Source organism: Rhizobium grahamii CCGE 502, assembly GCF_000298315.2.
Classification (GTDB): Bacteria; Pseudomonadota; Alphaproteobacteria; order Rhizobiales; family Rhizobiaceae; genus Rhizobium; species Rhizobium grahamii.
In genome coordinates this window covers 57,415-78,178 of the sequence record NZ_AEYE02000035.1, presented here as the reverse complement: position 1 = coordinate 78,178, position 20,764 = coordinate 57,415, and the positions used below count along the sequence as shown (strand labels likewise).

The 20,764-nt window shown below is 60.1% G+C and carries 22 protein-coding genes; 9 read left to right on the top strand and 13 right to left on the bottom strand.

Translation table 11 applies throughout. The features are described from left to right. From aroQ to RGCCGE502_RS27770, 6 genes are read left to right on the top strand one after another with little or no spacing between them, the layout of a single operon-like run. Window positions 1-456: a type II 3-dehydroquinate dehydratase gene (gene aroQ, locus RGCCGE502_RS27795; RefSeq protein ID WP_016557545.1), complete on the top strand. Its 456-nt coding sequence runs from the start codon at window positions 1-3 to the stop codon at window positions 454-456. Continuing rightward, on the top strand, window positions 453-1,121 hold the full coding sequence (locus RGCCGE502_RS27790; RefSeq protein ID WP_016557544.1) for an amino acid ABC transporter permease: 669 nt from the start codon (window positions 453-455) through the stop codon (window positions 1,119-1,121). The genes aroQ and RGCCGE502_RS27790 overlap by 4 nt, the downstream gene beginning before the upstream one ends. Window positions 1,122-1,130: 9 nt before the next feature. Next, complete coding sequence (locus tag RGCCGE502_RS27785; RefSeq protein ID WP_040675804.1) at window positions 1,131-1,775, top strand: amino acid ABC transporter permease; 645 nt, start codon at window positions 1,131-1,133, stop codon at window positions 1,773-1,775. A gap of 55 nt (window positions 1,776-1,830) precedes the next feature. Further along, window positions 1,831-2,559 (top strand): amino acid ABC transporter ATP-binding protein, encoded by a 729-nt coding sequence (locus RGCCGE502_RS27780; protein ID WP_051158738.1) that lies wholly within the window; start codon window positions 1,831-1,833, stop codon window positions 2,557-2,559. A 16-nt stretch (window positions 2,560-2,575) separates the two neighbouring features. Next, the gene (locus tag RGCCGE502_RS27775; protein ID WP_040675802.1) at window positions 2,576-3,649 is read left to right on the top strand and encodes a Gfo/Idh/MocA family protein; all 1,074 of its coding nucleotides are present in this window, start codon (window positions 2,576-2,578) and stop codon (window positions 3,647-3,649) included. After that, complete coding sequence (locus tag RGCCGE502_RS27770; RefSeq protein WP_016557540.1) at window positions 3,646-4,473, top strand: shikimate dehydrogenase family protein; 828 nt, start codon at window positions 3,646-3,648, stop codon at window positions 4,471-4,473. Before RGCCGE502_RS27775 ends, RGCCGE502_RS27770 begins: the two co-directional genes overlap by 4 nt. A gap of 66 nt (window positions 4,474-4,539) precedes the next feature. On the opposite strand, the gene RGCCGE502_RS27765 is transcribed toward RGCCGE502_RS27770, so the two are convergent. Continuing rightward, on the bottom strand, window positions 4,540-6,573 hold the full coding sequence (locus tag RGCCGE502_RS27765) for a transcriptional regulator family 1 (RefSeq protein WP_016557539.1): 2,034 nt from the start codon (window positions 6,571-6,573) through the stop codon (window positions 4,540-4,542). A 111-nt stretch (window positions 6,574-6,684) separates the two neighbouring features. Between RGCCGE502_RS27765 and RGCCGE502_RS27760 the strand changes: the two genes are divergently transcribed. The 3 genes from RGCCGE502_RS27760 (at window position 6,685) to RGCCGE502_RS27750 (ending at window position 9,326) form a co-directional block, all read left to right on the top strand. Next, entirely contained in the window at window positions 6,685-7,527 is an 843-nt protein-coding gene (locus RGCCGE502_RS27760) for a class I SAM-dependent methyltransferase (protein WP_016557538.1), read from the top strand. A gap of 240 nt (window positions 7,528-7,767) precedes the next feature. Next, window positions 7,768-7,953, top strand: coding sequence for a hypothetical protein (locus tag RGCCGE502_RS27755; RefSeq protein ID WP_016557537.1), 186 nt, complete (start codon window positions 7,768-7,770; stop codon window positions 7,951-7,953). A 341-nt stretch (window positions 7,954-8,294) separates the two neighbouring features. Continuing rightward, window positions 8,295-9,326 carry an aldo/keto reductase gene (locus RGCCGE502_RS27750; protein WP_016557536.1) on the top strand — a complete coding sequence of 344 codons (1,032 nt, stop codon included), beginning with the start codon at window positions 8,295-8,297 and terminating at the stop codon, window positions 9,324-9,326. 42 nt (window positions 9,327-9,368) lie between these two features. On the opposite strand, the gene RGCCGE502_RS27745 is transcribed toward RGCCGE502_RS27750, so the two are convergent. The 12 genes from RGCCGE502_RS27745 to rfbB form a co-directional block, all read right to left on the bottom strand. Further along, entirely contained in the window at window positions 9,369-10,439 is a 1,071-nt protein-coding gene (locus RGCCGE502_RS27745; protein WP_016557535.1) for an ABC transporter ATP-binding protein, read from the bottom strand. Next, window positions 10,436-11,263, bottom strand: a complete 828-nt coding sequence (locus tag RGCCGE502_RS27740; RefSeq protein ID WP_016557534.1) for a carbohydrate ABC transporter permease — start codon at window positions 11,261-11,263, stop codon at window positions 10,436-10,438. The genes RGCCGE502_RS27745 and RGCCGE502_RS27740 overlap by 4 nt, the downstream gene beginning before the upstream one ends. After that, window positions 11,260-12,162, bottom strand: coding sequence for a carbohydrate ABC transporter permease (locus RGCCGE502_RS27735; RefSeq protein ID WP_016557533.1), 903 nt, complete (start codon window positions 12,160-12,162; stop codon window positions 11,260-11,262). Before RGCCGE502_RS27735 ends, RGCCGE502_RS27740 begins: the two co-directional genes overlap by 4 nt. A 110-nt stretch (window positions 12,163-12,272) precedes the next feature. Then, window positions 12,273-13,505, bottom strand: a complete 1,233-nt coding sequence (locus RGCCGE502_RS27730; protein WP_016557532.1) for an ABC transporter substrate-binding protein — start codon at window positions 13,503-13,505, stop codon at window positions 12,273-12,275. Between the two features lie 65 nt (window positions 13,506-13,570). Further along, window positions 13,571-14,473, bottom strand: coding sequence for a sugar phosphate isomerase/epimerase family protein (locus tag RGCCGE502_RS27725; protein WP_016557531.1), 903 nt, complete (start codon window positions 14,471-14,473; stop codon window positions 13,571-13,573). 11 nt (window positions 14,474-14,484) lie between these two features. Then, window positions 14,485-15,564 carry a Gfo/Idh/MocA family protein gene (locus tag RGCCGE502_RS27720; RefSeq protein WP_081647323.1) on the bottom strand — a complete coding sequence of 360 codons (1,080 nt, stop codon included), beginning with the start codon at window positions 15,562-15,564 and terminating at the stop codon, window positions 14,485-14,487. Between the two features lie 210 nt (window positions 15,565-15,774). Further along, window positions 15,775-16,812 (bottom strand): LacI family DNA-binding transcriptional regulator, encoded by a 1,038-nt coding sequence (locus RGCCGE502_RS27715; RefSeq protein WP_016557529.1) that lies wholly within the window; start codon window positions 16,810-16,812, stop codon window positions 15,775-15,777. 92 nt (window positions 16,813-16,904) lie between these two features. Then, a complete protein-coding gene (locus RGCCGE502_RS27710) occupies window positions 16,905-17,288 on the bottom strand; it encodes a VanZ family protein (RefSeq protein ID WP_016557528.1) in 384 nt (127 codons plus the stop codon). A gap of 70 nt (window positions 17,289-17,358) precedes the next feature. Next, window positions 17,359-17,919: a dTDP-4-dehydrorhamnose 3,5-epimerase gene (gene rfbC, locus RGCCGE502_RS27705; protein WP_016557527.1), complete on the bottom strand. Its 561-nt coding sequence runs from the start codon at window positions 17,917-17,919 to the stop codon at window positions 17,359-17,361. Beyond that, a complete protein-coding gene (gene rfbA / locus RGCCGE502_RS27700) occupies window positions 17,916-18,800 on the bottom strand; it encodes a glucose-1-phosphate thymidylyltransferase RfbA (RefSeq protein ID WP_016557526.1) in 885 nt (294 codons plus the stop codon). Before rfbA ends, rfbC begins: the two co-directional genes overlap by 4 nt. Then, the gene (rfbD, locus tag RGCCGE502_RS27695) at window positions 18,797-19,693 is read right to left on the bottom strand and encodes a dTDP-4-dehydrorhamnose reductase (RefSeq protein ID WP_016557525.1); all 897 of its coding nucleotides are present in this window, start codon (window positions 19,691-19,693) and stop codon (window positions 18,797-18,799) included. The genes rfbA and rfbD overlap by 4 nt, the downstream gene beginning before the upstream one ends. After that, complete coding sequence (rfbB, locus tag RGCCGE502_RS27690) at window positions 19,690-20,739, bottom strand: dTDP-glucose 4,6-dehydratase (RefSeq protein ID WP_016557524.1); 1,050 nt, start codon at window positions 20,737-20,739, stop codon at window positions 19,690-19,692. Before rfbB ends, rfbD begins: the two co-directional genes overlap by 4 nt. Between the last annotated feature and the right edge of the window lie 25 nt (window positions 20,740-20,764).

Below are 20,764 nucleotides of genomic sequence, written 5' to 3'. Positions count from 1 at the left end.
ATGACCAAAACCATCTTTGTGCTCAACGGGCCGAACCTTAACCTCCTTGGCCAGCGCGAGCCCGCTATTTACGGCACAACGACGCTTGCCGACATCAAGGAAAAATGCATCGCCCGAGCACGGGGCCTCGGTTTTATGGTCGATTTCCGCCAGACCAATTTCGAGGGAGAACTCGTGGAAAGCGTGCACCAGGCGCGTAACGAAGCTTGCGGCATCATCATCAACCCCGCTGCTTATACCTTCACGTCTATCGCACTTCTTGATGCACTGAAGACCTTCGATGCGCCGAAGATCGAACTGCACATATCGAATGTTCATGCGCGCGAGAGCATCTACCACAATTCGCTGATCTCGCGTGTCGCGAGTGCAATCATGATTGGCTTCGGGGCCCGTGGTTACGAACTGGCGATCGAGGCGATGGCCGACATGGCAGGGCGGAGCTCAAGTGAGACATGAACTACCGGCTTGATTTCACACCAGTCATCGAGGGCCTTCCCAGTCTGCTTCTTGGCTGTCTCGGCACCCTTCTGCTGGCGATCTGCGGCATGCTGCTTGCGATCATCATTGGCGTTGGCGGCGTAGCCCTGCGCGACTCGCCTCTGAAGCCTGTCCGCTGGCTGGTGATCGCTTTCGTCGAACTGATCCGCAACACGCCGTTCCTTGTGCAGATCTTCTTTCTCTATTTCGCCCTGCCACTTGCCGGCATCCGGCTCGACCCGACGCCGACGGCGATCATCGCACTTGGCATCAATGGGGGCGCTTATGCGATCGAGATTATCCGCGGCGGCGTCCAATCCATCCCCAAGGGCCAGATGGAAGCCGGATTGGCGCTTGGCCTGCACAAGCTGCAGGTGTTTCGTCTGGTCATCCTGAAGCCTGCGCTACGGGCGATCTATCCGTCGTTGACCAGCCAGTTTGTACTGCTGACGCTGACCACCAGCATTGCCTCGGCAATTTCTGCCTACGAGTTGACGTCTGTGTCCCAGCGTATCGAGTCCGAGAGTTTTCGGAGCTTCGAAGTCTATTTCACCGTGACGATCTTCTACCTCGTCATTTCCTGGCTGATGATGCGCCTCTTCTCGCTCCTATCGGCCCGCTACTTCCGTTATCCGGTCAAATAGGAGACGAACGTGGGCAGGGAAGAATTCGTCTTTCTCCTAATCGGCCTTAAGTGGACTGTTCTCCTGTCAGCAGTAGGCTTCGTCTGCGGTGGTATTGCGGGGCTTGCCGTGGCTTTGGCGCGGACCTCACAATTGCCTCTACTAGAGCGAGTGATGGCGGGCTACATCGCTATTTTTCAAGGCACGCCGCTACTCATGCAGCTCTTCGTCGTCTACTACGGTCTTGCCTTGATTGGCCTGAAGCTCGACGCCTGGCTTGCCGTCGCGATCGGTTTGACGCTGCATGCCAGCGCCTACCTTGGGGAGATCTGGCGCGGCTCGATCGACGCAGTGCCTCGCGGGCAGACGGAGGCGGCAAAGGCGCTCAGCCTCAAATACCTCTCGCGCATGAGGGATGTGATCCTGCCGCAGGCAATCCGTATCTCACTGCCCGCGACGGTTGGCTTCCTCGTGCAGTTAATCAAGGGAACGTCATTGGCCTCGATTGTCGGCTTCACCGAACTGACCCGGGCCGGCAACATCATCTCAAACCAGATCTTCCAGCCGCTGACGGTCTTTGGCATCGTCGGTGCCCTGTACTTCCTGATGTGCTGCCCGCTGACGATCCTCGGCGCGCGGCTTGAACGCCGCTTCGCCGCCTCTGGCGCCCGCTGACGGCCGCGATGAGAACGAGACCATGAGCGACATTTCAACAACTTCCGCCGAGACCATGATCACCATGACCCACGTGGAGAAATGGTATGGCGCGTTTCAAGCGCTGCACGACATCAACATGTCCGTGCAAAAGGGCGAGAAGATCGTTCTCTGCGGCCCCTCCGGCAGCGGCAAGTCGACACTCATCCGCTGCATCAATCACCTGGAGAGCTACGAGAAGGGTGAAATCCGCGTCGGCGGCATTCTGATGGGTAATCAAGCCAAGGCAATAGACGCCATCCGCCGCGAAGTTGGCATGGTTTTCCAGCAGTTCAATCTCTTTCCCCACCTGACAGTGCTCGAGAACTGCATGCTGGCGCCGATGCGGGCACTAGGCGTGGGCAAGGCAGAGGCCGAAGAGCGTGCGCGGGCACTGCTGAACAGGGTCAAGATTCTGGAACAGGCTAAGAAATACCCCGTCCAGCTTTCCGGAGGCCAGCAGCAGCGCGTTGCCATCGCGCGAGCGCTCTGCATGCGCCCGAAGGTGATGCTCTTCGACGAACCGACTTCGGCTCTCGATCCCGAGATGGTCAAGGAGGTACTCGACACCATGATCGGTCTCGCCGACGAAGGCATGACAATGATCTGCGTAACGCATGAGATGGGTTTTGCCCGCCAGGTTGCCGATCGGGTGATCTTCATGGCGAGCGGCGCGATCGTCGAGGAAGCCCATCCGTCGGACTTCTTCACCAATCCGAGCCACGAACGCACTCGCAAGTTCCTCGGCGAAATCCTTCGTAACTGAATCCGGGGGACGTTGAATGCCTACCCGAACTGACCCGTTTAAGATCGCCGTCATGGGCGCGGGCCTGATAGGCAAGCGCCATATTGAAAGGATAGTGGCTCAGCCGCGCGCGATGCTTGCCGCGGTCATTGATCCTTCCGACGCTGCAAGAGATTTCGCTGGTCTTAAGGGGGCCGCCTGGTTCCCAACCCTCGCGGAAGCGACAGCGAATGCGGCGCTTGACGGCATCATCATCGCTACGCCCAACGAGCTTCATACCGAGAACGCGCTTGAAGCCGTTCTCGCGGGGCTGCCGGCCCTGATCGAAAAGCCGATCGCGCACGATGCTGTTGCGGCAGAGACGATCGTAGCCGCTGCCGAAGCGGCAGGCGTACCGATACTGATCGGCCATCACCGTCGCCACAATCCGATGATCAAGGCGGTCAAACGCATCCTTGACAGCGGCCGGATGGGCAAGGTCCTAACCGCCCACGGGACCTTTTGGGTTGCCAAGCCGGTCGATTATTTTGATGTCCACTGGCGGCGCGAGGCAGGCGGCGGCCCAATCCTCATCAACCTGGTCCACGATGTTGATCTCTTCCGTTACTTCTTTGGGGAGGTCGACAGTGTCCATGCGATCCAGTCGGACTCCACGAGAGGGCTGGCTGTAGAGGATACCGCTGTCATCCTCCTGCGTTTCAAGAGCGGTGTTCTTGCGACGCTCAATGCCTCCGATGCCATCGCCTCGCCATGGAGCTGGGAACTGACCGCCGGCGAAAACCCCGCCTATCCCCGGCAGGATCAGCCTTGCTATCAGATTGGAGGCACGATCGGGTCGCTTTCCATCCCCCAGCTCGTACTGTGGACAAGTGCGGCAGCGCCGAACTGGCTGGAACAGTTGGTGGAGGAGCGCGTCACCTTTGATGCTGCCGATCCGCTCGCCGCCCAGCTCAACCATTTCTGTGATGTGATATCAGGCAAGGCAGGCCCTCTCGTCAGTGCGCGAGAAGGGCTTGCGACCCTACGCGTAATCGAGGCAATCAAATCGTCAGCCCGTTCGGGTCACACCGTCCTTCTCAACGACGCGATGGCGCAGGGGAAGCCTTCATGATCAGCGGCACCACACGGCTCATCGCACATCTCGGCTACCCGACGGAGTCCTTTAAGGCGCCGCTGATCTACAATCCCTACTTCGAAACCAGCGGGATCGATGCCATCGTTGTCCCGATGGGCTGCAAACCTGAGGACTACCCGTCCTTCCTCAAGGTCCTGTTCCGGCTCTCTAACATCCATGGGGCCCTCGTCACCATGCCGCACAAGGTCACGACGATGAGGCTCCTCGACACAATTTCCACGAATGCAAAGGTAGCGGGCTCATGCAATGCGATCCGCCTTGGCGGGGATGGCGAACTGATCGGCGACATGTTCGACGGCGACGGATTCGTGCGGGGGCTTTTGCGCAAGGGCCAGAAGGTGGCAGAATCTGACGTTTTGATCGTCGGCGCTGGCGGCGTTGGTTCAGCGATCGCCGCTTCGCTGGCTGCTGCAGGCGTGCGGCGCATTGCTCTTCATGACGATAACATGATCGCTCTGAGCGGGCTGCATGAACGACTGAACACGTATTATCCGGGCACACAGGTGACGACCGGCTCCAGCGACCCTGCGGGCTTCGACATCGTTGTCAACGCAACCCCGCTCGGCATGCGCCAGGCCGATCCACTGCCCGTCGATGTATCGCGCCTCTCTCCGAACACCTTCGTCGGCGAAGTCGTCATGAAAACCGAGATCACCCCGTTTCTCGCTGCAGCTCGCGCCAGGGGATGCGCCTTTCAAGTCGGGACCGATATGCTCTTCGAACAGATCCCGGCCTATCTCGAATTCTTCGGCTTCCAGACAACGACCGCCGAGGAACTACGAAAGATTGCAAGCATCTGACGGGCGCTTTGCGCCGACAGGGAATAGGTGCGCGAGCGGCCGATGACTTAGGACGGAATGGCTCCTTCAATCCAATCCGATGCGCTTTGCACCCTGCCGAAACAGTAGCTGGTCGGCGGAGGGGAAATGAAAGGCCGACATAAAGTCATCAAGGCGGTACGCAGGATATCGAACGTGAAGCATCGCCAAATACGCCTTTGCTTCACTAAGGCGTCCGGCGATTGAAAGGCAAAGCGTCGCGATTGCCAGAATATGGGCATGGGCGTTCGGACGGGCCGCGGCCTTGATACCCCAATCTGCGGCTTCCTCGATACTGCCGAGACGCACGAGGGCCAAGGCGCGACTGGCGAGCATACCGAAAAGCAGCGGGTCGAAAGGACTGAGCGCCCGCGAGTGATCGGCCGCAACGACCGCCGCCCACGGATCACCGGACTGAGATTGAACGAAAGCGAGAGAATAATGGGCAATGGCGAAGCTGGGGCTAAGTTCGACCGCCTGTTGCAGCTCGCCGACCGACTGATCATGCAGCGTTCGCAACCACAGTGCGCGTCCCATGGCGAGATGGGCCGTAGGATCGAGCTCGTCTGCCATCATGCTCTGGCTCGCCGCCCGGTAGGCAAGATCGGCCTCGGTATCGCGGTCCGACCAATGCTGGAAGGCACTCTGGAAATGGGTAAAGGACAGGCCGGCATGGGCACGGGCAAAGGTCGGGTCCAGTCCTATTGCTCGCTCGAAGAAGTGCTGGGCTTTCTCATTGTCGCTCTTGGTGAAGCGATACATGTGCCAGAGTCCCCGGTGGTGAGCCTCCCACGCATCGAGAGAGTTCGGCGCCTTTAGGAGGGCACGGTTGCTCTCGATCGTCTCGACTTCGCGCTCGATCGAGACGACGATCCTGCTGCCAATTTCGTCAAGGAGGAGGAAGGTATCGGCAACCCGGCGCTCGAAGACATCGGTCCAGGCGATGCGAGCCGTTCTTGCTTCGGTCAACTCGACGCGAACGATGATGCGGTCACCGATGCGCTGGAACGATCCGTCGACGATGTAGTCGACGCCGAGCAGCCGCGCTGTCTCGTCGACCGTATGACGGCGCTCTCTCAGCGCGAACATCGTGCCTTGCGCGATGACATGGAAGGAGCGGAGCTTCGCAAGCCGGGTGATAATGTCGTATGCGAGGGCATCCGAAGGGCCGCCAGGCGCGGCTACGGCCGATAGCTCATTGAACGGCATGATCGCGATCGACGGCCGCCGCGGCTCCCTTGGGAAGGTTTCGGTGTCGCGGGAAGATGATGCGGGCACAGCACTGGCACTGATCTGTCGTGGCGGGAAGGTTTCGTCTGTCTGTGTTCTGGCCGTCTGCCAGACGTCATGCAGGGGTCGCTCGTTGATACCTTCGGCACGAAATAGTTTCGTGGTCGCTTCAAGATGCTCCTCGCCTTCCCGAAAACGGCCCGCCTTGGCAATGGAAATCAGCAGCAGTTCGTGCGGGCGAAAATCGAAGGGCGCCAGTTGGATCCAGCGATCGAGATAGGCGTGGGCTTCTTCCGGCGGCAAACGCTGCACCATGTGCTCAAGAAGAGCGGCATGAATGTCACGCAACCGACGACGTTGCGACACCAGCCAGGTTTCGAATGCGGGGCTTCGTTCGAGGCTCGACCCCTCGTGGAAGTCACCGGCAAAAAGGCCCGCCAGGGCTCGCAACTGGTCGATTGTCTGCGTCTTGAAGCCGTGTTGGTAAGCCGTCGCCGCCTCGATCGCATCGACAAAGCAGTCCGATAGTTCCAGGCCAACAGCATCGCCGTCGGTGGTGACGCGTTGTTCCCCGATGAGCGACCGGATCTTGCTCAAGCACCATCGCAGCTCCCCGCGCGGATCGTCAGGAATGTCCCATAGGAGATCGCAAAGTTGTGTCCTCCCACGCGGCCGCGGCGACAGCGCTAGGTAAGCAAGAAGAGACCGCACCTTTCGGGATCCGGGGAGTTTCAGGTCGACGCCGTCACGTCGGATCGCCATCGGCCCAAGCAGTCGGATCTCAAGCGAGCGCCCGGGCCGATTGGCTTCCTCGCCATGCGATTCCACGCTCGTTCCCACGCCAGCTGCCACGCCGACCCCCACTATCCCTATCTAAGCCAGAGACCGCGGCACGACACGTGCCCAACCACGGTTGCCATAGACGCACCATGAGGCTGACCAATCTGACCCAAGGAGAAAGCAATGTCCACATCTGCGGCCGTCGCGCGTGATACTCAGCCCACCGTCGATTTCGGAGCGATCAAAGCCCGGCAACAAAGTGCCTGGTCTTCGGGCGACTACGCAATCGTTGGGACAACCTTGCAAATTGTCGGTGAAAGCCTCTGCGAAGCGCTCGATCTGCGCGCAGGCTCGAAGGTGCTCGATGTTGCGGCCGGAAACGGCAACGGCGCCCTTGCCGCCGCCCGACGCTGGTGCGAGGTGACCGCGACCGACTACGTTCCAGCTCTGCTGGAACGCGGCCAGGAACGCGCCCGGGCCGATCGGCTGCCGATCGTCTTCCAGGAGGCTGATGCGGAACAACTGCCGTTTGCCGATCAATCCTTCGACAACGTGCTTTCTATTTTCGGCGTGATGTTCACGCCCGACCAGGAGCGGGCCGCGTCAGAACTTCTCCGGGTCTGCAAGCGCGGTGGTTCGGTCGGTCTTGCGAACTGGACCCCTGACGGTTTCATCGGGCAGATGTTCAAGACGATCGGCAAGCATGTGCAGCCTCCGGCAGGTGCCCGCTCGCCAGCGGCTTGGGGTTCGCGGGTGCGGCTTGAGGAACTGTTCCCAGCAGCGATCGCGTCGATCGCCGCGACGCCGCGACAGTTCGTGTTCCGCTACAAGTCGCCGGATCATTGGCTTGAGGTCTTCCGGACCTATTATGGTCCCGTCCTGAAAACCTTCGCCGCCCTTGATCCGGCGGCGCGAGATACACTGACCAACGACCTGCTGGCGCTCATGGAACGTTTCAATCGCGCCGATGACGGTACCGTGGTCGTACCAAGCGAATATCTGGAGGTCATCATCACGAGGCTCTGAACACAGGCTTCCGACACCGGCTGAGCATGGGACTTGTAGCCCGATGCTCGGCCGCCAGGTCGAGCGGATGTTCTTGAGCCAGGCGCTGCTGCCCGCTTGGAATTGGAACAATGCTCTGATCTTGGATGCGGATGCCCCGATGGAAGGGTTGCCCCTGATTGGAGGAGATGCGCGGTCGGAACCGCGCTAGGGGGTAACATGACACCGTCCGAATTTAGAGCGGCCGTGGAGGTCGCGAGAATGTCGGCAAGCGACATTCAGGAACTGCTCGGGATCGACGAACAAACCAGGCGGCGGTTGGCCACCGGCGAGCAATCCGTTCCGCGTTGCGTAGCCTTGTGCCTGTGGCTGATGGCAGCCTATGGCGTTTCTATTCTCGAGGCGCGCGTTCTTTCGGAAGATCCGAGTGTAGCAAAGCCCGCTTAGTCACTTTACCCAGAGCTGCTCCGGACAGTCGCAACGCTGTTTTGATGTCGGCGTACGAGGCTGCCGGAGCCGGGCATGGCTGCGGCAGGGCTTCTGTTTTTGCCAACCCCTCTATATGAGCCTGCGACAGTTGCTCTACCGTTACTCATAGTCTCTGGGTTCGGGAGTGCAACCTGCTGCCGACCGTCAATGTCACGAACTTGTCGCTTGTATCGTCTCGGTTGTCGTGAGAAGTCGTAGATACCCGTGTTTCCTGGCAAGCTCGGAATCACATCGGATGTCGTCGCGTACGATTTCAGAGGCTCAGGCAAATCTTTCCGGTCAAGAAGAGGAGGATCTCCATGGACTATCGCAGGCTCGGCAACAGCGGTGCGGTCGTGACCGCCTATTGCCTCGGCACGATGACATTCGGTGCTGAGGCAGACGAAGCGGCATCGCACAGGCTGCTCGACGATTACTTCGCCTGGGGCGGCAACTTCATCGACACGGCCGACGTCTACAGCGCCGGAGCATCAGAGGAAATCATCGGCCGCTGGCTGAAGCAGCGGCCGACGGAAGCCAAACAGGCTGTCATTGCGACAAAGGGCCGGTTTCCGATGGGGCAAGGCCCGAACGACATCGGGCTGTCGCGTCGCCACCTCAACCAAGCTCTCGACGCTTCGCTTGCGCGCCTCGGCCTTGACCATATCGATCTCTACCAGATGCATGCATGGGATGCGCTGACGCCGATCGAGGAGACATTGCGGTTCCTCGACGATGCTGTTTCCGCAGGCAAGATCGGCTATTATGGATTTTCGAACTATGTCGGGTGGCAAATTGCCAAGGCAGCGGAGATTGCCAAGGCGCGGGGCTACAGCCTGCCGGTGACGCTGCAACCCCAGTACAGCCTCCTGGTGCGCGACATCGAGCTTGAGATCGTTGCTGCCTGCCAGGATGCCGGCATGGGCCTGCTACCGTGGTCGCCGCTTGGCGGCGGCTGGCTGACCGGCAAGTATCGGCGCGACGAGACCCCGACAGGCACCACCCGTCTCGGCGAAAATCCCGCAAGGGGAATGGAATCCTACGCGAACCGCAACGCGCAGGAGCGAACCTGGGCAATTATCGACACCGTGGCGGACGTTGCCAAGACCCGTGGCGTAAGCATGGCGCAGGTCGCATTGTCCTGGACGGCAGCGCGGCCGGCGGTGACCTCGGTCATTCTGGGAGCCCGAACGAACGAACAGCTCGCCGATAACCTCGCGGCGGCAAAGCTTGTCCTGTCGGAGGAGGAGATGGCGAGGCTGAGCGAAATCAGCCAGCCTGTTGTGGCCGACTATCCATACGGAGCCGGCGGGACGAACCAGCGGCACCGCAAAATGGAAGGCGGCCGCTAGGATCGATCGGCGGCCGGATTGTCGTCCGGCCGCTTCTCGACATCAGAGGCGCAGCCCGCTTGTCTCGTCGAAAAGATGCAGGTTCGCGGGATCGACGTTCATGCCGATCATCTCGCCGGCGCGGGCAGTTCCCCGGCCCGTCTCGACAACCGTCAGCTCAGGGGTCGTCGATGCGGTGACGAAGGTGGAGGAGCCTGTCGATTCGACCACCGACACTGGGACGTCGAAGATCCCCTGCCCTGCTGCGGTGATGCCGATATGCTCGGGGCGGATGCCGACAGTGACCTTGCGACCCGTCTGCACCTGATGATCGATCGCTATCCTGTGCTTGACGGTACCGAGATCGATCGTCAGGCTTTTGCCGTCCTCGGCGACCAGAGCCGGAATGAAGTTCATGGCGGGCGATCCAATGAAGCCCGCGACGAACTTGTTGGCGGGTTTGTCGTAGAGATCAAGCGGCTTGCCCTGCTGCTCGATCACGCCTTCGCGCATGACGACGACATGATCGGCCATGGTCATGGCTTCGATCTGGTCATGGGTCACGTAGACGGAGGTCGCGTGCAGCCGATCATGCAGCGCGCGGATTTCCTTGCGCATATGGACGCGAAGGGCGGCGTCGAGGTTTGAAAGCGGTTCGTCGAACAGGAAGGCCTTCGGGTGGCGGATGATGGCGCGGCTCATCGCGACACGCTGGCGCTGCCCACCTGACAGCTCGCGCGGGTAGCGTTTCAGCAGATGCGACAGGCCGGTGGTCGCAGCAACGTCCGCTGCTGCCTTCCTGGCCTCAGCCTTTGCAACACCGCGTATGCGCAGACTGTAGGTGAGGTTTTCCTCCACCGTCATATGCGGGTAGAGCGCGTATGACTGGAACACCATGGCGACGTCGCGCTTGCGTGGCGGCACGTTGTTCATGCGTTCGCCGGCGATCTTGAGCTCGCCTTCCGAGATGCTTTCAAGCCCTGCAAGCGACCGCAGAAGGGTCGACTTTCCACAGCCGGACGGGCCGACAAGTGCGACGAAGGTACCCTTGGCAATCGACAGGTTGATGTTCTTCAAGGCGTGAAATGCACCATAATGCTTGTTGACGCCGCTGAGCTCGATCTGACTGGTCATTTGAGGGCTCCAGAGGTGAGGCCGGATACTATGCGGCGCTGCAAGAGGACGAAAATGGCGAGGATCGGTGTCACATACATCGTCGCGTAGGCCATGATGTTGTTCCATTCGTTGGTATTCGGCCCCATGAAGGAGTTGAGGCCAACGCTAGCCGGCTGAAGCTCGGCTGCCTGAATCATCGATTTCGAATAGACGAACTCGCCGAAGGCCTGCATGAAGATCAGGATCGCGCTGACCAGGATGCCGTTTCGGGCAAGCGGCAGGACGATGGTGAAAAAGGCGCCGACGCGGCTGTTTCCGTCGACAAGCGCAGCCTCCTCGAGTTCCATCGGCACTGCCATGAATGTGGCCCTGACCAGGACGACGAAGAAGGGCATGCTTTTTGCGGCAATCGCGATGATGACGGCTAGACGCGGATAATCGAGCATTCCGAGCTGCGAGAAGCCGACAAAGATCGGCGTCACCATCAGCGACGCCGGCAGAACCTGCAGCATCAGGATGAGAAAGAGACCGATGTCGACCCAGACGTTGCGGTAGCGTGCCAGCACGTAGGCGCAGCCGACGCCGAGCACGGTGATCAGCGTGACCGCGCCGACGGCGATGACCACCGAGTTCCAGAGGTAGCGGCCCATGCCGCGGCTTTCCCAGACATAGCTGAAGGTGCCCCACTGCGGCTCGGCCGGCCAGAAGCTCGGCGGCGTGGCGAACATCTCGGATCCGCCCTTAAGTGCGGTGATATACATCCAATAGAGCGGGAACAGATAGATCGCGGCCATCAGGATGGCGATCACGAGCATCATGCGGTTGCGTATCGTCTCGCTCATCCCCGCACCTCATGGCGTGTCGAGCGGACATAGACGACCGAGGCGAACATGACGAAGACAATCATGATGACGGAAATGGTCGCACCCTTGGCGAAATCATACTGGCGGAAGGATAGGTCCCAAGCCCAGTATTGCGTGACGTTGGACGAATTGTTCGGGCCACCCGAGGTAATGGCGGCAAAGAGGTCGAACTGCTGTAATGTGAAGATCAGACCAAGCGCGATGATGGCGCCGATTGTCGAGCGCATCATCGGCAGCGTGATCGTCCAGAAGCGCTGCCAGGCGTTGGCGCCATCAAGCTCGGCTGCTTCGTAGAGATCGCCGGGAATGCCAGACAGGCCGACCGACAGCAGGATCATGTTGAAGGCTGTTCCAAGCCAGACATTGGCGATGATCACGGCATAGAGCGAGAAGTGCGGATCGGAACGCCAGAAGATGTTGCCGCTGATGATGCCGCTCTCCTTCAGGATGAAGTTGAGGACACCGAAGTCGCCCGAGAGGATCCAGTTCCAGATCGCGCCGACGACGAGGCCGGGCATGACCCAGGAGACCAGAAACAGACCTCTCAGCCAGGAGGCGCCGGGGAAACTGACCCAGAAGAACAGGGCGAGGCCAAAGCCGATCAGGAACTGCCCGGCGATTGAGCCAAGGACGAAGATCACCGTGTTGCCGAGGATCGGCCACGTTTCCGGCTGGGCAAAGAGATCCGTGTAATTCTTGAAACCGACGAAGGGGCGCGAGAAGGTCCCGAGGCTGAACATGTCAACCTCCTGGAAGCTCATCACCACGTTGTAGATGAGTGGCAGTCCCGCCATGAGGAACAGGAACGCCAGCGGAAAGGCGACGAGCACGATGTCGAAGCCGCGGCCGTCCCTGACGCTTGAAAGAATCCGTTTCATCGATCCTCCGATACTCCGAACGGGGCTGCCTTAAGCTTGCGCTGAAACACAGCCCCTCCCGGGAGGAAATGGTGGGATGGCCCGAAAGCCATCCGGTTGTTCGGAAAGGGTTAGCCGAGCACGGCCTTGATCTTGTCGGCAGCCTGGTCGAGTGCTTCCTTCGCCGACATCTGACCGGTCAGGGCAGCCTGGATGGCGTCCTGGATTGCCTTGGAGATCTTCGGCCACTGCGGGTGTGGACCGCGCGGCTTGGCGTATTTCAGCTGTTCAATGAAGACTTTCAGCCCGTCATCCTTGAGCTTTTCGCCGGTCGCAGGAATGGTGATGTCGGAACGGGCCGGAAGCTGGCCGTAGTTCTTGAACATCTTGTCATCCTGGGAGGCGAAGAACTCGAGCGCCTTGAAAGCTTCGGCCGGATGCTTCGTGCTGGCGAAGATCGCCCAGTTGAAGTCGCCCATTGCCGAGGAGCGCTCGGCGCCCTCTTTCGGAACCGGAAGCAGGGCAACACCCCAGTCGAACTTCGCTTCCTTCGTCATACGATCAAGCTCCCAGGGGCCGGAGATCGCCATGGCGGCATTTCCTGAATTGAAGGTGCCGGTGGAGTCCCACTGGCCGCGTGTCAACGTATCAGGAGACGCGAGCTTCTCGTCCATGATCGTCTTCCAGGTTTCCAGCGCCTTCACTGCACCCTCGGCATTGATGTTCTCGTAGCTGCCGCCGCCCATCTGAGCCCAGGGAAGGAACTGGAAGGTGCCCTCCTCGTTCGCCTTGGCGGAGAAGGCGAGACCATAGACGTTCTTGGCGGGATCGGTGAGCTTGCGCGCATCCTCGACAAGCTCGTCCCAGGTCTGCGGCGGCTTGTTCGGGTCGAGGCCCTTCGCCTTGAACATCTCCTTGTTGTAGTAGAGCGCGATCGTGTTCGTCGCCTTGGGCACGCCAAAGTACTTCCCATCCCACTCGACGGACTTCAGCGGACCCGGGAAATAGTTGTCCGGCTTGATGACCGAAGACGACTTCACCATGTCGGTGAGGTCGAGAAAGGCCCCACGCGAGGCAAACATCGCATGCTCGGGGTTGTCGACGGCAATGATGTCGGGTGCCTGTCCGGTGGCATAGGCGCGCATCGCTTCGGTGACGACGTCATCGAACTGGATCAGGCGATACTCGATCTTGATGCCGTTGTTCTGGGCGTTGAATTCCTTGACGAGATTGGGCGCCGGCTGGATGTCCTTGTCCAGCGACCATAGTGTCAGGGTGACATCCTCGGCCTTCGCGGAAAGGCCGAAGAGAGAAACGCCTGCAAGCGCCACGGCGCCGATCATTGCAAACTTGCGGATACCCATAGTTCTCCTCCTTGGTGGTTATCCCTTGAAAAACCGGCGATTCCTCCTCGCCGGCCACTATTCCATCAAACCGGATCGACGACGAAAGCGCCGCCCCGGGCATGCTTGAGGTGGTTGAGCGCATGAACCTGGCCAGTCATCTCAAGTTGGTCGCGATACACCGGATCATGCCAGCCTTCGATGTCGATCGACCCGGACCAGCCGGCAAGGCGCAGTTCGGAAATGATGTCCGTCCAGTTGCTGTCACCAAAGCCTGGTGTGCGCATGAAGACAAACTTCTCCTTGCCGAAGATGCCGTGCTCCCTGATGACGTCCCAGCGGATGGTCGCGTCCTTGCCATGCACGTGGAAGATCTTCTTGGCCCATTTGCGGATCTGCGGCAACGGCTCGATCAGGTAGACCATCTGATGGCAGGGCTCCCATTCAATGCCGATGTTGTCGTCCGGGGTCTCGTTGAAGATCAGTTCCCAGGCGTCGGGGTTGTGAGCGATGTTCCAGTCGCCGGTCGCCCAGTTGCCGTCCATGGCGCAGTTTTCAAAAGCGATCTTGATGCCCTTGTCGGCCGCGCGCTTGGCAAGCTCGCTCCAGATTTCCTTGTAGCGCGGCAGGCTGTCGGTCAGCGGCTTGTTGCGGACACGGCCGGTAAATCCGGCAACGCAGGTTGCTCCGAAATGGTGGGCGTTGTCGATGCAGTCCTTCCAGCCCTGCAGCGTCTCTAGGTCGATCTCGGTGGTTTCGAGCGGATTGCCGAACATGCCGAGCGTCGAAATCGTGATGTCGCGGTCGCCGATGGCGTCGATGCAGCGCTTTCCGAGCTCGGCAAGATCCTGCCGGTTCGTCGTCTGCCAGAAGAAGGGCTCGAAGCTTTCGAAGCCCATATCGGCGATCTGGCCAATGCGCTTGTCGGCGCCGCTCTTGGAGGCGCTGACCATGGTACCGATACGAATGGAGTTGGCGGGATTGCTCACAATCACTTTCCTTATGCTGAAATTTCGATGCGCTTGCCGGTTTTGGCGCTCTCAATCGCGCCAAAGACCATGGCAAGGCTCCTGATGTTGTCGGAGCTTGCGGTTTCCGGGCGCTTGCCTGATCTGATTGCCTCGACGAAGTCAGACATGACGCTGGCATGACCGTGCGTCTCTTCTTCATGCATCGGGCCGGGAACGTTTACGGGCACAAAGCCATGCAGCAGGCCAGGGTCGGTGCCGGCGACGGCGGCGCTGAACGTGTCGGCGCCGTCCCAGGTCAACATGCCGCGCGAGCCGACGAGACGCCATTCGCTTTCCCAGCTCGTGCGCTCCCCCTCGGCGCACCAGGAGCCGCGATAGGTAAAAACGACATCATCAGAAAATTCGAAAGTTGCATTGGCGGTGGCACCATGCCTGTACCATGAGCCCTTCGGATTGCGCTCGACGCAATAGACGGCAAGTGGCTTCTTGTCGGCGACGAAACGCGCCGCGTCGAAGGTATGAATGGCCATGTCGAGGAGGAGGACGTTGTCCATCTCCTCGCGGAACCCGCCAAAATGGGGGCCGAGAAAGAAGTCGCAATGAATGGCGGTAAGGTCCCCGATCGCACCGCTCTTGACGAAGCGGTGCATGCGGCGCACGCCCGATATGAAGCGGCGGTTCTGGATGATGGCATGGATCTTGCCGGTTTCGGCGGCAAGATCGATCAGTGCTGCCCCTTCAACCAGCGACGTCGCCATCGGCTTCTCGCTAAGCACGTGGCATCCGGCCTTCAGCGCGGTAGAGACAATGTTGAAGCGTGCGGAGGGCACCACGACATCGAGCACGATGTCTGCGTTCGTCCGTGCAATGACGTCGGACAGGTCCGTGCCGGTGACGACGCCCTCGAGTCCGAACTCGGCTGCCAGCGCTTCGGCGGCTGCCGGATTGACGTCGACGAGGCCCCGGACCGCGATGGCGGCTGCCAACGCCGGGGTTTCCTTGATGGCACGCAACCAGCCTTTGGACATGGCTCCGCACCCGCATAGAACGGCTTTCAAAATCACGATTTCCTCCGATGGGTGGTTTTCGGCTTTCCTCCCGAAACACATCCCGTAAACGTTTACGATACTAAGCGGAAACGTTTCCTGCTGTCAATACCATACAATTTGGCAATAAATGCTGCGGAAAGGCGTGGAATGGCGAGACTTTAGGCGGGTCTGCGCTGCATTGCAGCAAAAAAATCAGGTCTGCTGAAGCCAATCCTGCGTGCCTCTTTCGCGCACTGCAATCGCATTCCCGCCCGCCCCTGACGCGCCGTCCTACGAGGTCAGCGAAAACGCATCGCTTTCGCCCGGGGCGAGCTCCAGCGGCCAGATCGTGCTGCGGGCCCCCTTCGGATAGTGTTCGGCATAGGCAGGCATCGTCGCGAGCAGGGTTTCGGCAAGTTCGACGCCGAGATCACGAAGCGACATGCGAAAGCAGGTCAGTGACGGCTGCAGGAACTTACCGCGCGGTTCCTCGCGAAAGCCGATCACGGCGAGATCTCGTCCGGGTACGATGCCCGCCTCGTTGAGGCGGCGGTAGAGACCGATCGCCATGAGTTCATAGATCAGGATGATCGCGCTCGGCTTGCTCTCGAGCCGCAGCATTTCGTGGCCCGCCTGATAGCCGCCCTGCTCGCTCGATTTGACACGGATCACCAGCGCAGGATCAAAGGCGATGCCGTGTCGTTCAAGCGACTTGCGGTAGGCATCAACGAAAATATAGCCGAGATTGATATCGTTCGACGGCGCGGCAATGGCGATGCGGCGATGCCCTTTCGAAACAAGCCGGTCGACGGCGCAAGCGGCAACGCCTTCAAAGTCGAGGTCGATCCAGGTGTGGTTGCCGCCGGAGGTACTGCGTCCGAGCGCCACGAACGGGATCTTGGTCTTGATCAGAAGATCGATTCGCTTGTCGACGCGTTGGGTGGCGGAGATGATCATCGCATCGACGATCCGCCGCGCAACCATCCGTTTCAGATATTCGTGCGGGTCCTCGTCATTCGGGCAAGGCAACATGAGCAGGTCGAGCTTGTGTCGGGAGAGGACGCTCTGCAGGCCGCCGGTAACGCCGAGGAAGAAGTTGTCGCTGTTTTCGACTGTTTCCTTGCTGGATTCGATCATCAGGCCAATGACATTCGTCGTCCCCTGACGAAGACTTCTGCCGGATTGATTGGCGACATAGCCGAGTTCCTCGGCGGCCGCGAGCACGCGCTTGCGCGTGTCCTCATTGACGTCAGGTCTGCCATTCAGCGCACGTGAAACTGTTCCGATTGAAATATCGAGATGCTTGGCGAGTTGGCGAATTCCCTTCATCTGCGGCAGTCTCTCTCCCTATCAACCCGTTCCTATCTGCCATACTAAAACGTTTCCGAAAAGCGGCCATCGCCGAATGCTTTTTCGATAGTTCAGGTTGCCATGAGGCTTGATGTTAGGAGCGCGGCGATTGCAACGCCGGCGCCAGCGGCGGCTCCGATCGATTTGGCCATCGCATCGCCAAGTCGGGCATGCCGCGAGGGCGATGCGAGCTGCAGCAGTTCCGAGAGGCCGGAACCGACCACGCAGGCCAGGACCACTGGTGTCGTATAGCGTGGATAACCAAGCACAAAGAAGAATGCCATGGAGGCGAAGACAAGCGCCCTGTCGAGATTGACGCGGGTGATCGTGCGCGGCCGCATCCTGATCGGGGAAACTGTTACGAAAAAAATGAAGACCAACAGCGCCCATGCTATCACCTGGGCGTAGAGGGTCGGGTAGGATCCGCCGCTAAGATCATTCCACACGCTTTTCATCCTTTGACTGCCAGTTTTTGCCGGACCTATCAACGCCGACCTCGCGGTCCGAGAAAGCGCTCATCAACGATCAGCTGACCAAGGTGTCCTCGAACACCTCGGCGTTCTTGAAGGCTGCTGCGGCAGCATCCTTGCCCGACAGAAGCGGAGCCGTATCGATCGGCCAACGGATCGCGAGCGATGGGTCGTTCCAGACGATTGCCCGCTCGCTTTCCGGCGCATAGAAGTTCGTCGTCTTGTAGAGGAACTGGGCGGTCTGCGAGAGAACGAGGAAGCCATGGGCAAAGCCGGTCGGGATCCATACCTGCCGCTTGTTCTCGGCAGAGAGGATTTCTCCGACCCACTTGCCGAAGGTCGGCGAATTCCTGCGCAGGTCGACGGCGACGTCGAACACCTCGCCTTCGACGACCCGCACCAGCTTTCCCTGTGGCTGCCGGACCTGGTAGTGCAGTCCTCGGAGGACGCCCTTTGCCGATTTCGAATGATTGTCCTGGACGAAGCTCTGATCGGAACCGACGAGCGCGTTGAACTTCGCCTGATTGAAGCTCTCGAAGAAGAAGCCGCGGTCGTCGCCGAAAACCATCGGCTCGATCAACAGCACCTCGGGGATTGCAAGGGGTGTCGCCTTCATCGGGGGCCAGCCTCCGAGACGAGCCTCAAGAGATATTTTCCGTATCCGCTCTTGGCCAGTGGTCGTGCCAGTTGCTCAAGCTCTGCGACATCGATCCAGCCGTTTCGAAATGCGATCTCTTCTGGACAGGAAACTTTCAGGCCTTGCCGATGCTCGAGCGTGGAAATGAACTGGCTGGCGTCAAGCAGCGAATCATGCGTTCCGGTGTCGAGCCATGCATAGCCGCGCCCCATGATTTCCACTGTCAGGTTGCCGTCTTCGAGATAGCGGAGATTGAGGTCGGTGATCTCGAGTTCACCGCGTGGCGAGGGCTTGAGCGCCTTGGCGAACTCGACCGCCCGGGTGTCATAGAAGTAAAGGCCGGTGACCGCGTAGTTCGATTTCGCTCGCTCCGGCTTTTCCTCGATCGAGAGCGCCTTGTTCATGCCGTCGAATTCCACGACGCCATACCGTTCCGGATCGAGAACGTGGTAGGCGAAGACGGTCGACCCGGTTTCGCGCGACATGCCGCTCTGCAGGAGCAGTGGCAGGTCGTGCCCGTAAAAGATGTTGTCGCCAAGGACCAGTGCCGAAGGCGAGCCGGCGAGGAAGTCCTCGCCGATGATGAAGGCCTGGGCCAGCCCCTCGGGCGACGGCTGAACAGCATAGGAGAAGTTGACACCCCATTGCCTGCCGCTCCCGAGGAGCTGCTCGAAACGCGGAATGTCCTGAGGCGTCGAGATCACCAGGATGTCGCGAATGCCGGCGAGCATCAGGGTGCTCAGCGGGTAGTAGATCATCGGCTTGTCGAACACAGGCAGCAGTTGCTTGCTGATCGCCAGGGTCGCCGGGTGAAGCCGCGTGCCGGAGCCGCCGGCGAGGATGATGCCTTTTCGGTTCAAGACTGCAGCTCCCGTCTCCGGAGTTGATGAAGCATTCTTTCCACGTGGACAGTCCAGTCCGGGAGGTCCAGTCGAAGGCGGCTGGCGAGCGCGCCGCTGTCGAGCACGGAATTGGATGGTCTGGTTGCCGGTAGCGGATATTCCTCGGTGGCAATCGGCTGAATGTCGTTTGCCCCGGCCTGCAGTTCAAAGCCCAGCGCGCTCGCGCGCCCGACGACGTAGCAGGCAAGCTCGTGCCAGCTCGTCCTTCCACGGGCCGTCAGGTGATAAATCCCGCCCGGAAGCTCACCGCGACGATGCGCGGCAATCGCCAGCGCCGTGACGTCGGCGATCAATTCCGCCGACGTCGGGGCGCCAAACTGATCTGCCACCACCCGCAGGCTTTTCCGCTCGCGGGCCAGGCGAAGGATGGTCTTAATAAAATTCGTGCCCTCTTGGGAAAAGACCCAGCTCGTCCGCAGCACGATCGCATCGCATCCGCTGGACCTGACTGCCTCTTCGCCCGCAAGCTTTGATCGACCGTAGGCGCTCAGCGGATTTGTCCCGTCGTCCTCACGATAAGCCGAGGGCTTGCTCCCGTCGAACACGTAGTCCGTCGAATAATGGACAAGCGTTGCCTTGCGTTCCTGCGCGATCCCCGCAAGGACCGCGACGGCTTCGGCATTGACACGAAATGCCCGCTCGGTTTCCGTCTCCGCCAGGTCGACCTTTGTCCAGGCCGACGCATTGACGATGATATCGGGCGCGTGAGCCCTGACGGTTTCGGCAAGCCTGTCTGTTGCTTCCATATCGAGGCCGTCGCGACCGAGTGCAGTCACCGTGCCGAATGGCAGAAGTGTGCGCTGTAGTTCCTGGCCGACCTGGCCGTTCTTGCCGAGGAGAAGGATGTTCATGCGTATTGCTTGGCGATCCAGTTTCGATAGCTGCCCGTGGTGACACCCGTCACCCACTCGGCATTGTCGAGATACCAGCGAACGGTCTGCCTGATGCCGCTCTCCAGCGTCTCCATGGGCCGCCAGCCGAGATCGGTTTCCATTCTGCCTGCGTTGATGGCGTAGCGCCTGTCATGGCCAGGACGATCGGTCACAAAGGTGATCTGGGTCTTATACGAGGTTCCGTCGGCCTTCGGCGCCATTTCGTCGAGGGTATCGCAGAGGAGGTTGACGAGGTCGAGATTGGTCCGCTCGTTCCAGCCCCCGATATTGTAAGTCTCGCCGGGAATGCCAGCTTCGAGGACACGCCGAACGGCGCTGCAGTGGTCTTTGACATAGAGCCAGTCACGGATCTGCTGGCCATCGCCGTAAAGCGGCAGCGGGCGGCCCTGCAAGGCATTGTGAATGACGAGCGGGATCAGCTTCTCCGGAAAATGATAGGGACCGTAGTTGTTGGAGCAGTTGGTGGTCAGGACGGGCAAACCGTAGGTGTGGTGATAGGCGCGCACGAGATGGTCGCCTGCCGCCTTGCTCGCTGAGTACGGGCTGTTGGGCTGATACTGGGTCTGTTCGTCGAATGCCGGATCGTCCGGCCCAAGCGTGCCGAACACTTCATCGGTCGATATGTGCAGGAAGCGGAAGGCGTCGCGATCGGGCAGCTTTGCAAAGTAGGCGCGGGCAGCTTCGAGAAGTCGGAATGTCCCGACGATATTGGTCTGGACGAAATCCTCGGGTCCATGGATGGACCGGTCGACATGGCTTTCGGCCGCGAAGTTGATGATGGCCCTCGGCTTGTGGCGCTCGAGAAGGCTCGAGACCAGCGCCGTATCTGCGATGCTGCCGTGCACAAAAATGTGCCTCTTGTCCTCGGCAAGCGCATCAAGATTGCGGATGTTGCCAGCGTAAGTGAGCGCGTCGAGATTGACGACAGGCTCGTTATCGTGCGCCAACCAGTCGAGAATGAAGTTCGAACCGATAAAACCGGCTCCGCCAGTCACCAAAATCATTGCCGAGACACCCCTGTTGCAACGC

Bases quoted from the DNA above. Each gene is read 5' to 3' on its own strand.
- RGCCGE502_RS27745 (WP_016557535.1), bottom strand. From the start codon at position 10,439: ATGACCAGTCAGATCGAGCTCAGCGGCGTCAACAAGCATTATGGTGCA.
- RGCCGE502_RS27750 (WP_016557536.1), top strand. From the start codon at position 8,295: ATGGACTATCGCAGGCTCGGCAACAGCGGTGCGGTCGTGACCGCCTAT.
- RGCCGE502_RS27755 (WP_016557537.1), top strand. From the start codon at position 7,768: ATGTCGGCAAGCGACATTCAGGAACTGCTCGGGATCGACGAACAAACC.
- rfbD (WP_016557525.1), bottom strand. From the start codon at position 19,693: ATGAACATCCTTCTCCTCGGCAAGAACGGCCAGGTCGGCCAGGAACTA.
- RGCCGE502_RS27715 (WP_016557529.1), bottom strand. From the start codon at position 16,812: ATGAAGGGAATTCGCCAACTCGCCAAGCATCTCGATATTTCAATCGGA.
- rfbC (WP_016557527.1), bottom strand. From the start codon at position 17,919: ATGAAGGCGACACCCCTTGCAATCCCCGAGGTGCTGTTGATCGAGCCG.
- RGCCGE502_RS27790 (WP_016557544.1), top strand. From the start codon at position 453: ATGAACTACCGGCTTGATTTCACACCAGTCATCGAGGGCCTTCCCAGT.
- RGCCGE502_RS27770 (WP_016557540.1), top strand. From the start codon at position 3,646: ATGATCAGCGGCACCACACGGCTCATCGCACATCTCGGCTACCCGACG.
- RGCCGE502_RS27735 (WP_016557533.1), bottom strand. From the start codon at position 12,162: ATGAAACGGATTCTTTCAAGCGTCAGGGACGGCCGCGGCTTCGACATC.
- RGCCGE502_RS27710 (WP_016557528.1), bottom strand. From the start codon at position 17,288: ATGAAAAGCGTGTGGAATGATCTTAGCGGCGGATCCTACCCGACCCTC.
- RGCCGE502_RS27740 (WP_016557534.1), bottom strand. From the start codon at position 11,263: ATGAGCGAGACGATACGCAACCGCATGATGCTCGTGATCGCCATCCTG.
- RGCCGE502_RS27775 (WP_040675802.1), top strand. From the start codon at position 2,576: ATGCCTACCCGAACTGACCCGTTTAAGATCGCCGTCATGGGCGCGGGC.
- RGCCGE502_RS27720 (WP_081647323.1), bottom strand. From the start codon at position 15,564: ATGTGTTTCGGGAGGAAAGCCGAAAACCACCCATCGGAGGAAATCGTG.
- RGCCGE502_RS27730 (WP_016557532.1), bottom strand. From the start codon at position 13,505: ATGGGTATCCGCAAGTTTGCAATGATCGGCGCCGTGGCGCTTGCAGGC.
- aroQ (WP_016557545.1), top strand. From the start codon at position 1: ATGACCAAAACCATCTTTGTGCTCAACGGGCCGAACCTTAACCTCCTT.
- rfbB (WP_016557524.1), bottom strand. From the start codon at position 20,739: ATGATTTTGGTGACTGGCGGAGCCGGTTTTATCGGTTCGAACTTCATT.
- RGCCGE502_RS27760 (WP_016557538.1), top strand. From the start codon at position 6,685: ATGTCCACATCTGCGGCCGTCGCGCGTGATACTCAGCCCACCGTCGAT.
- RGCCGE502_RS27780 (WP_051158738.1), top strand. From the start codon at position 1,831: ATGATCACCATGACCCACGTGGAGAAATGGTATGGCGCGTTTCAAGCG.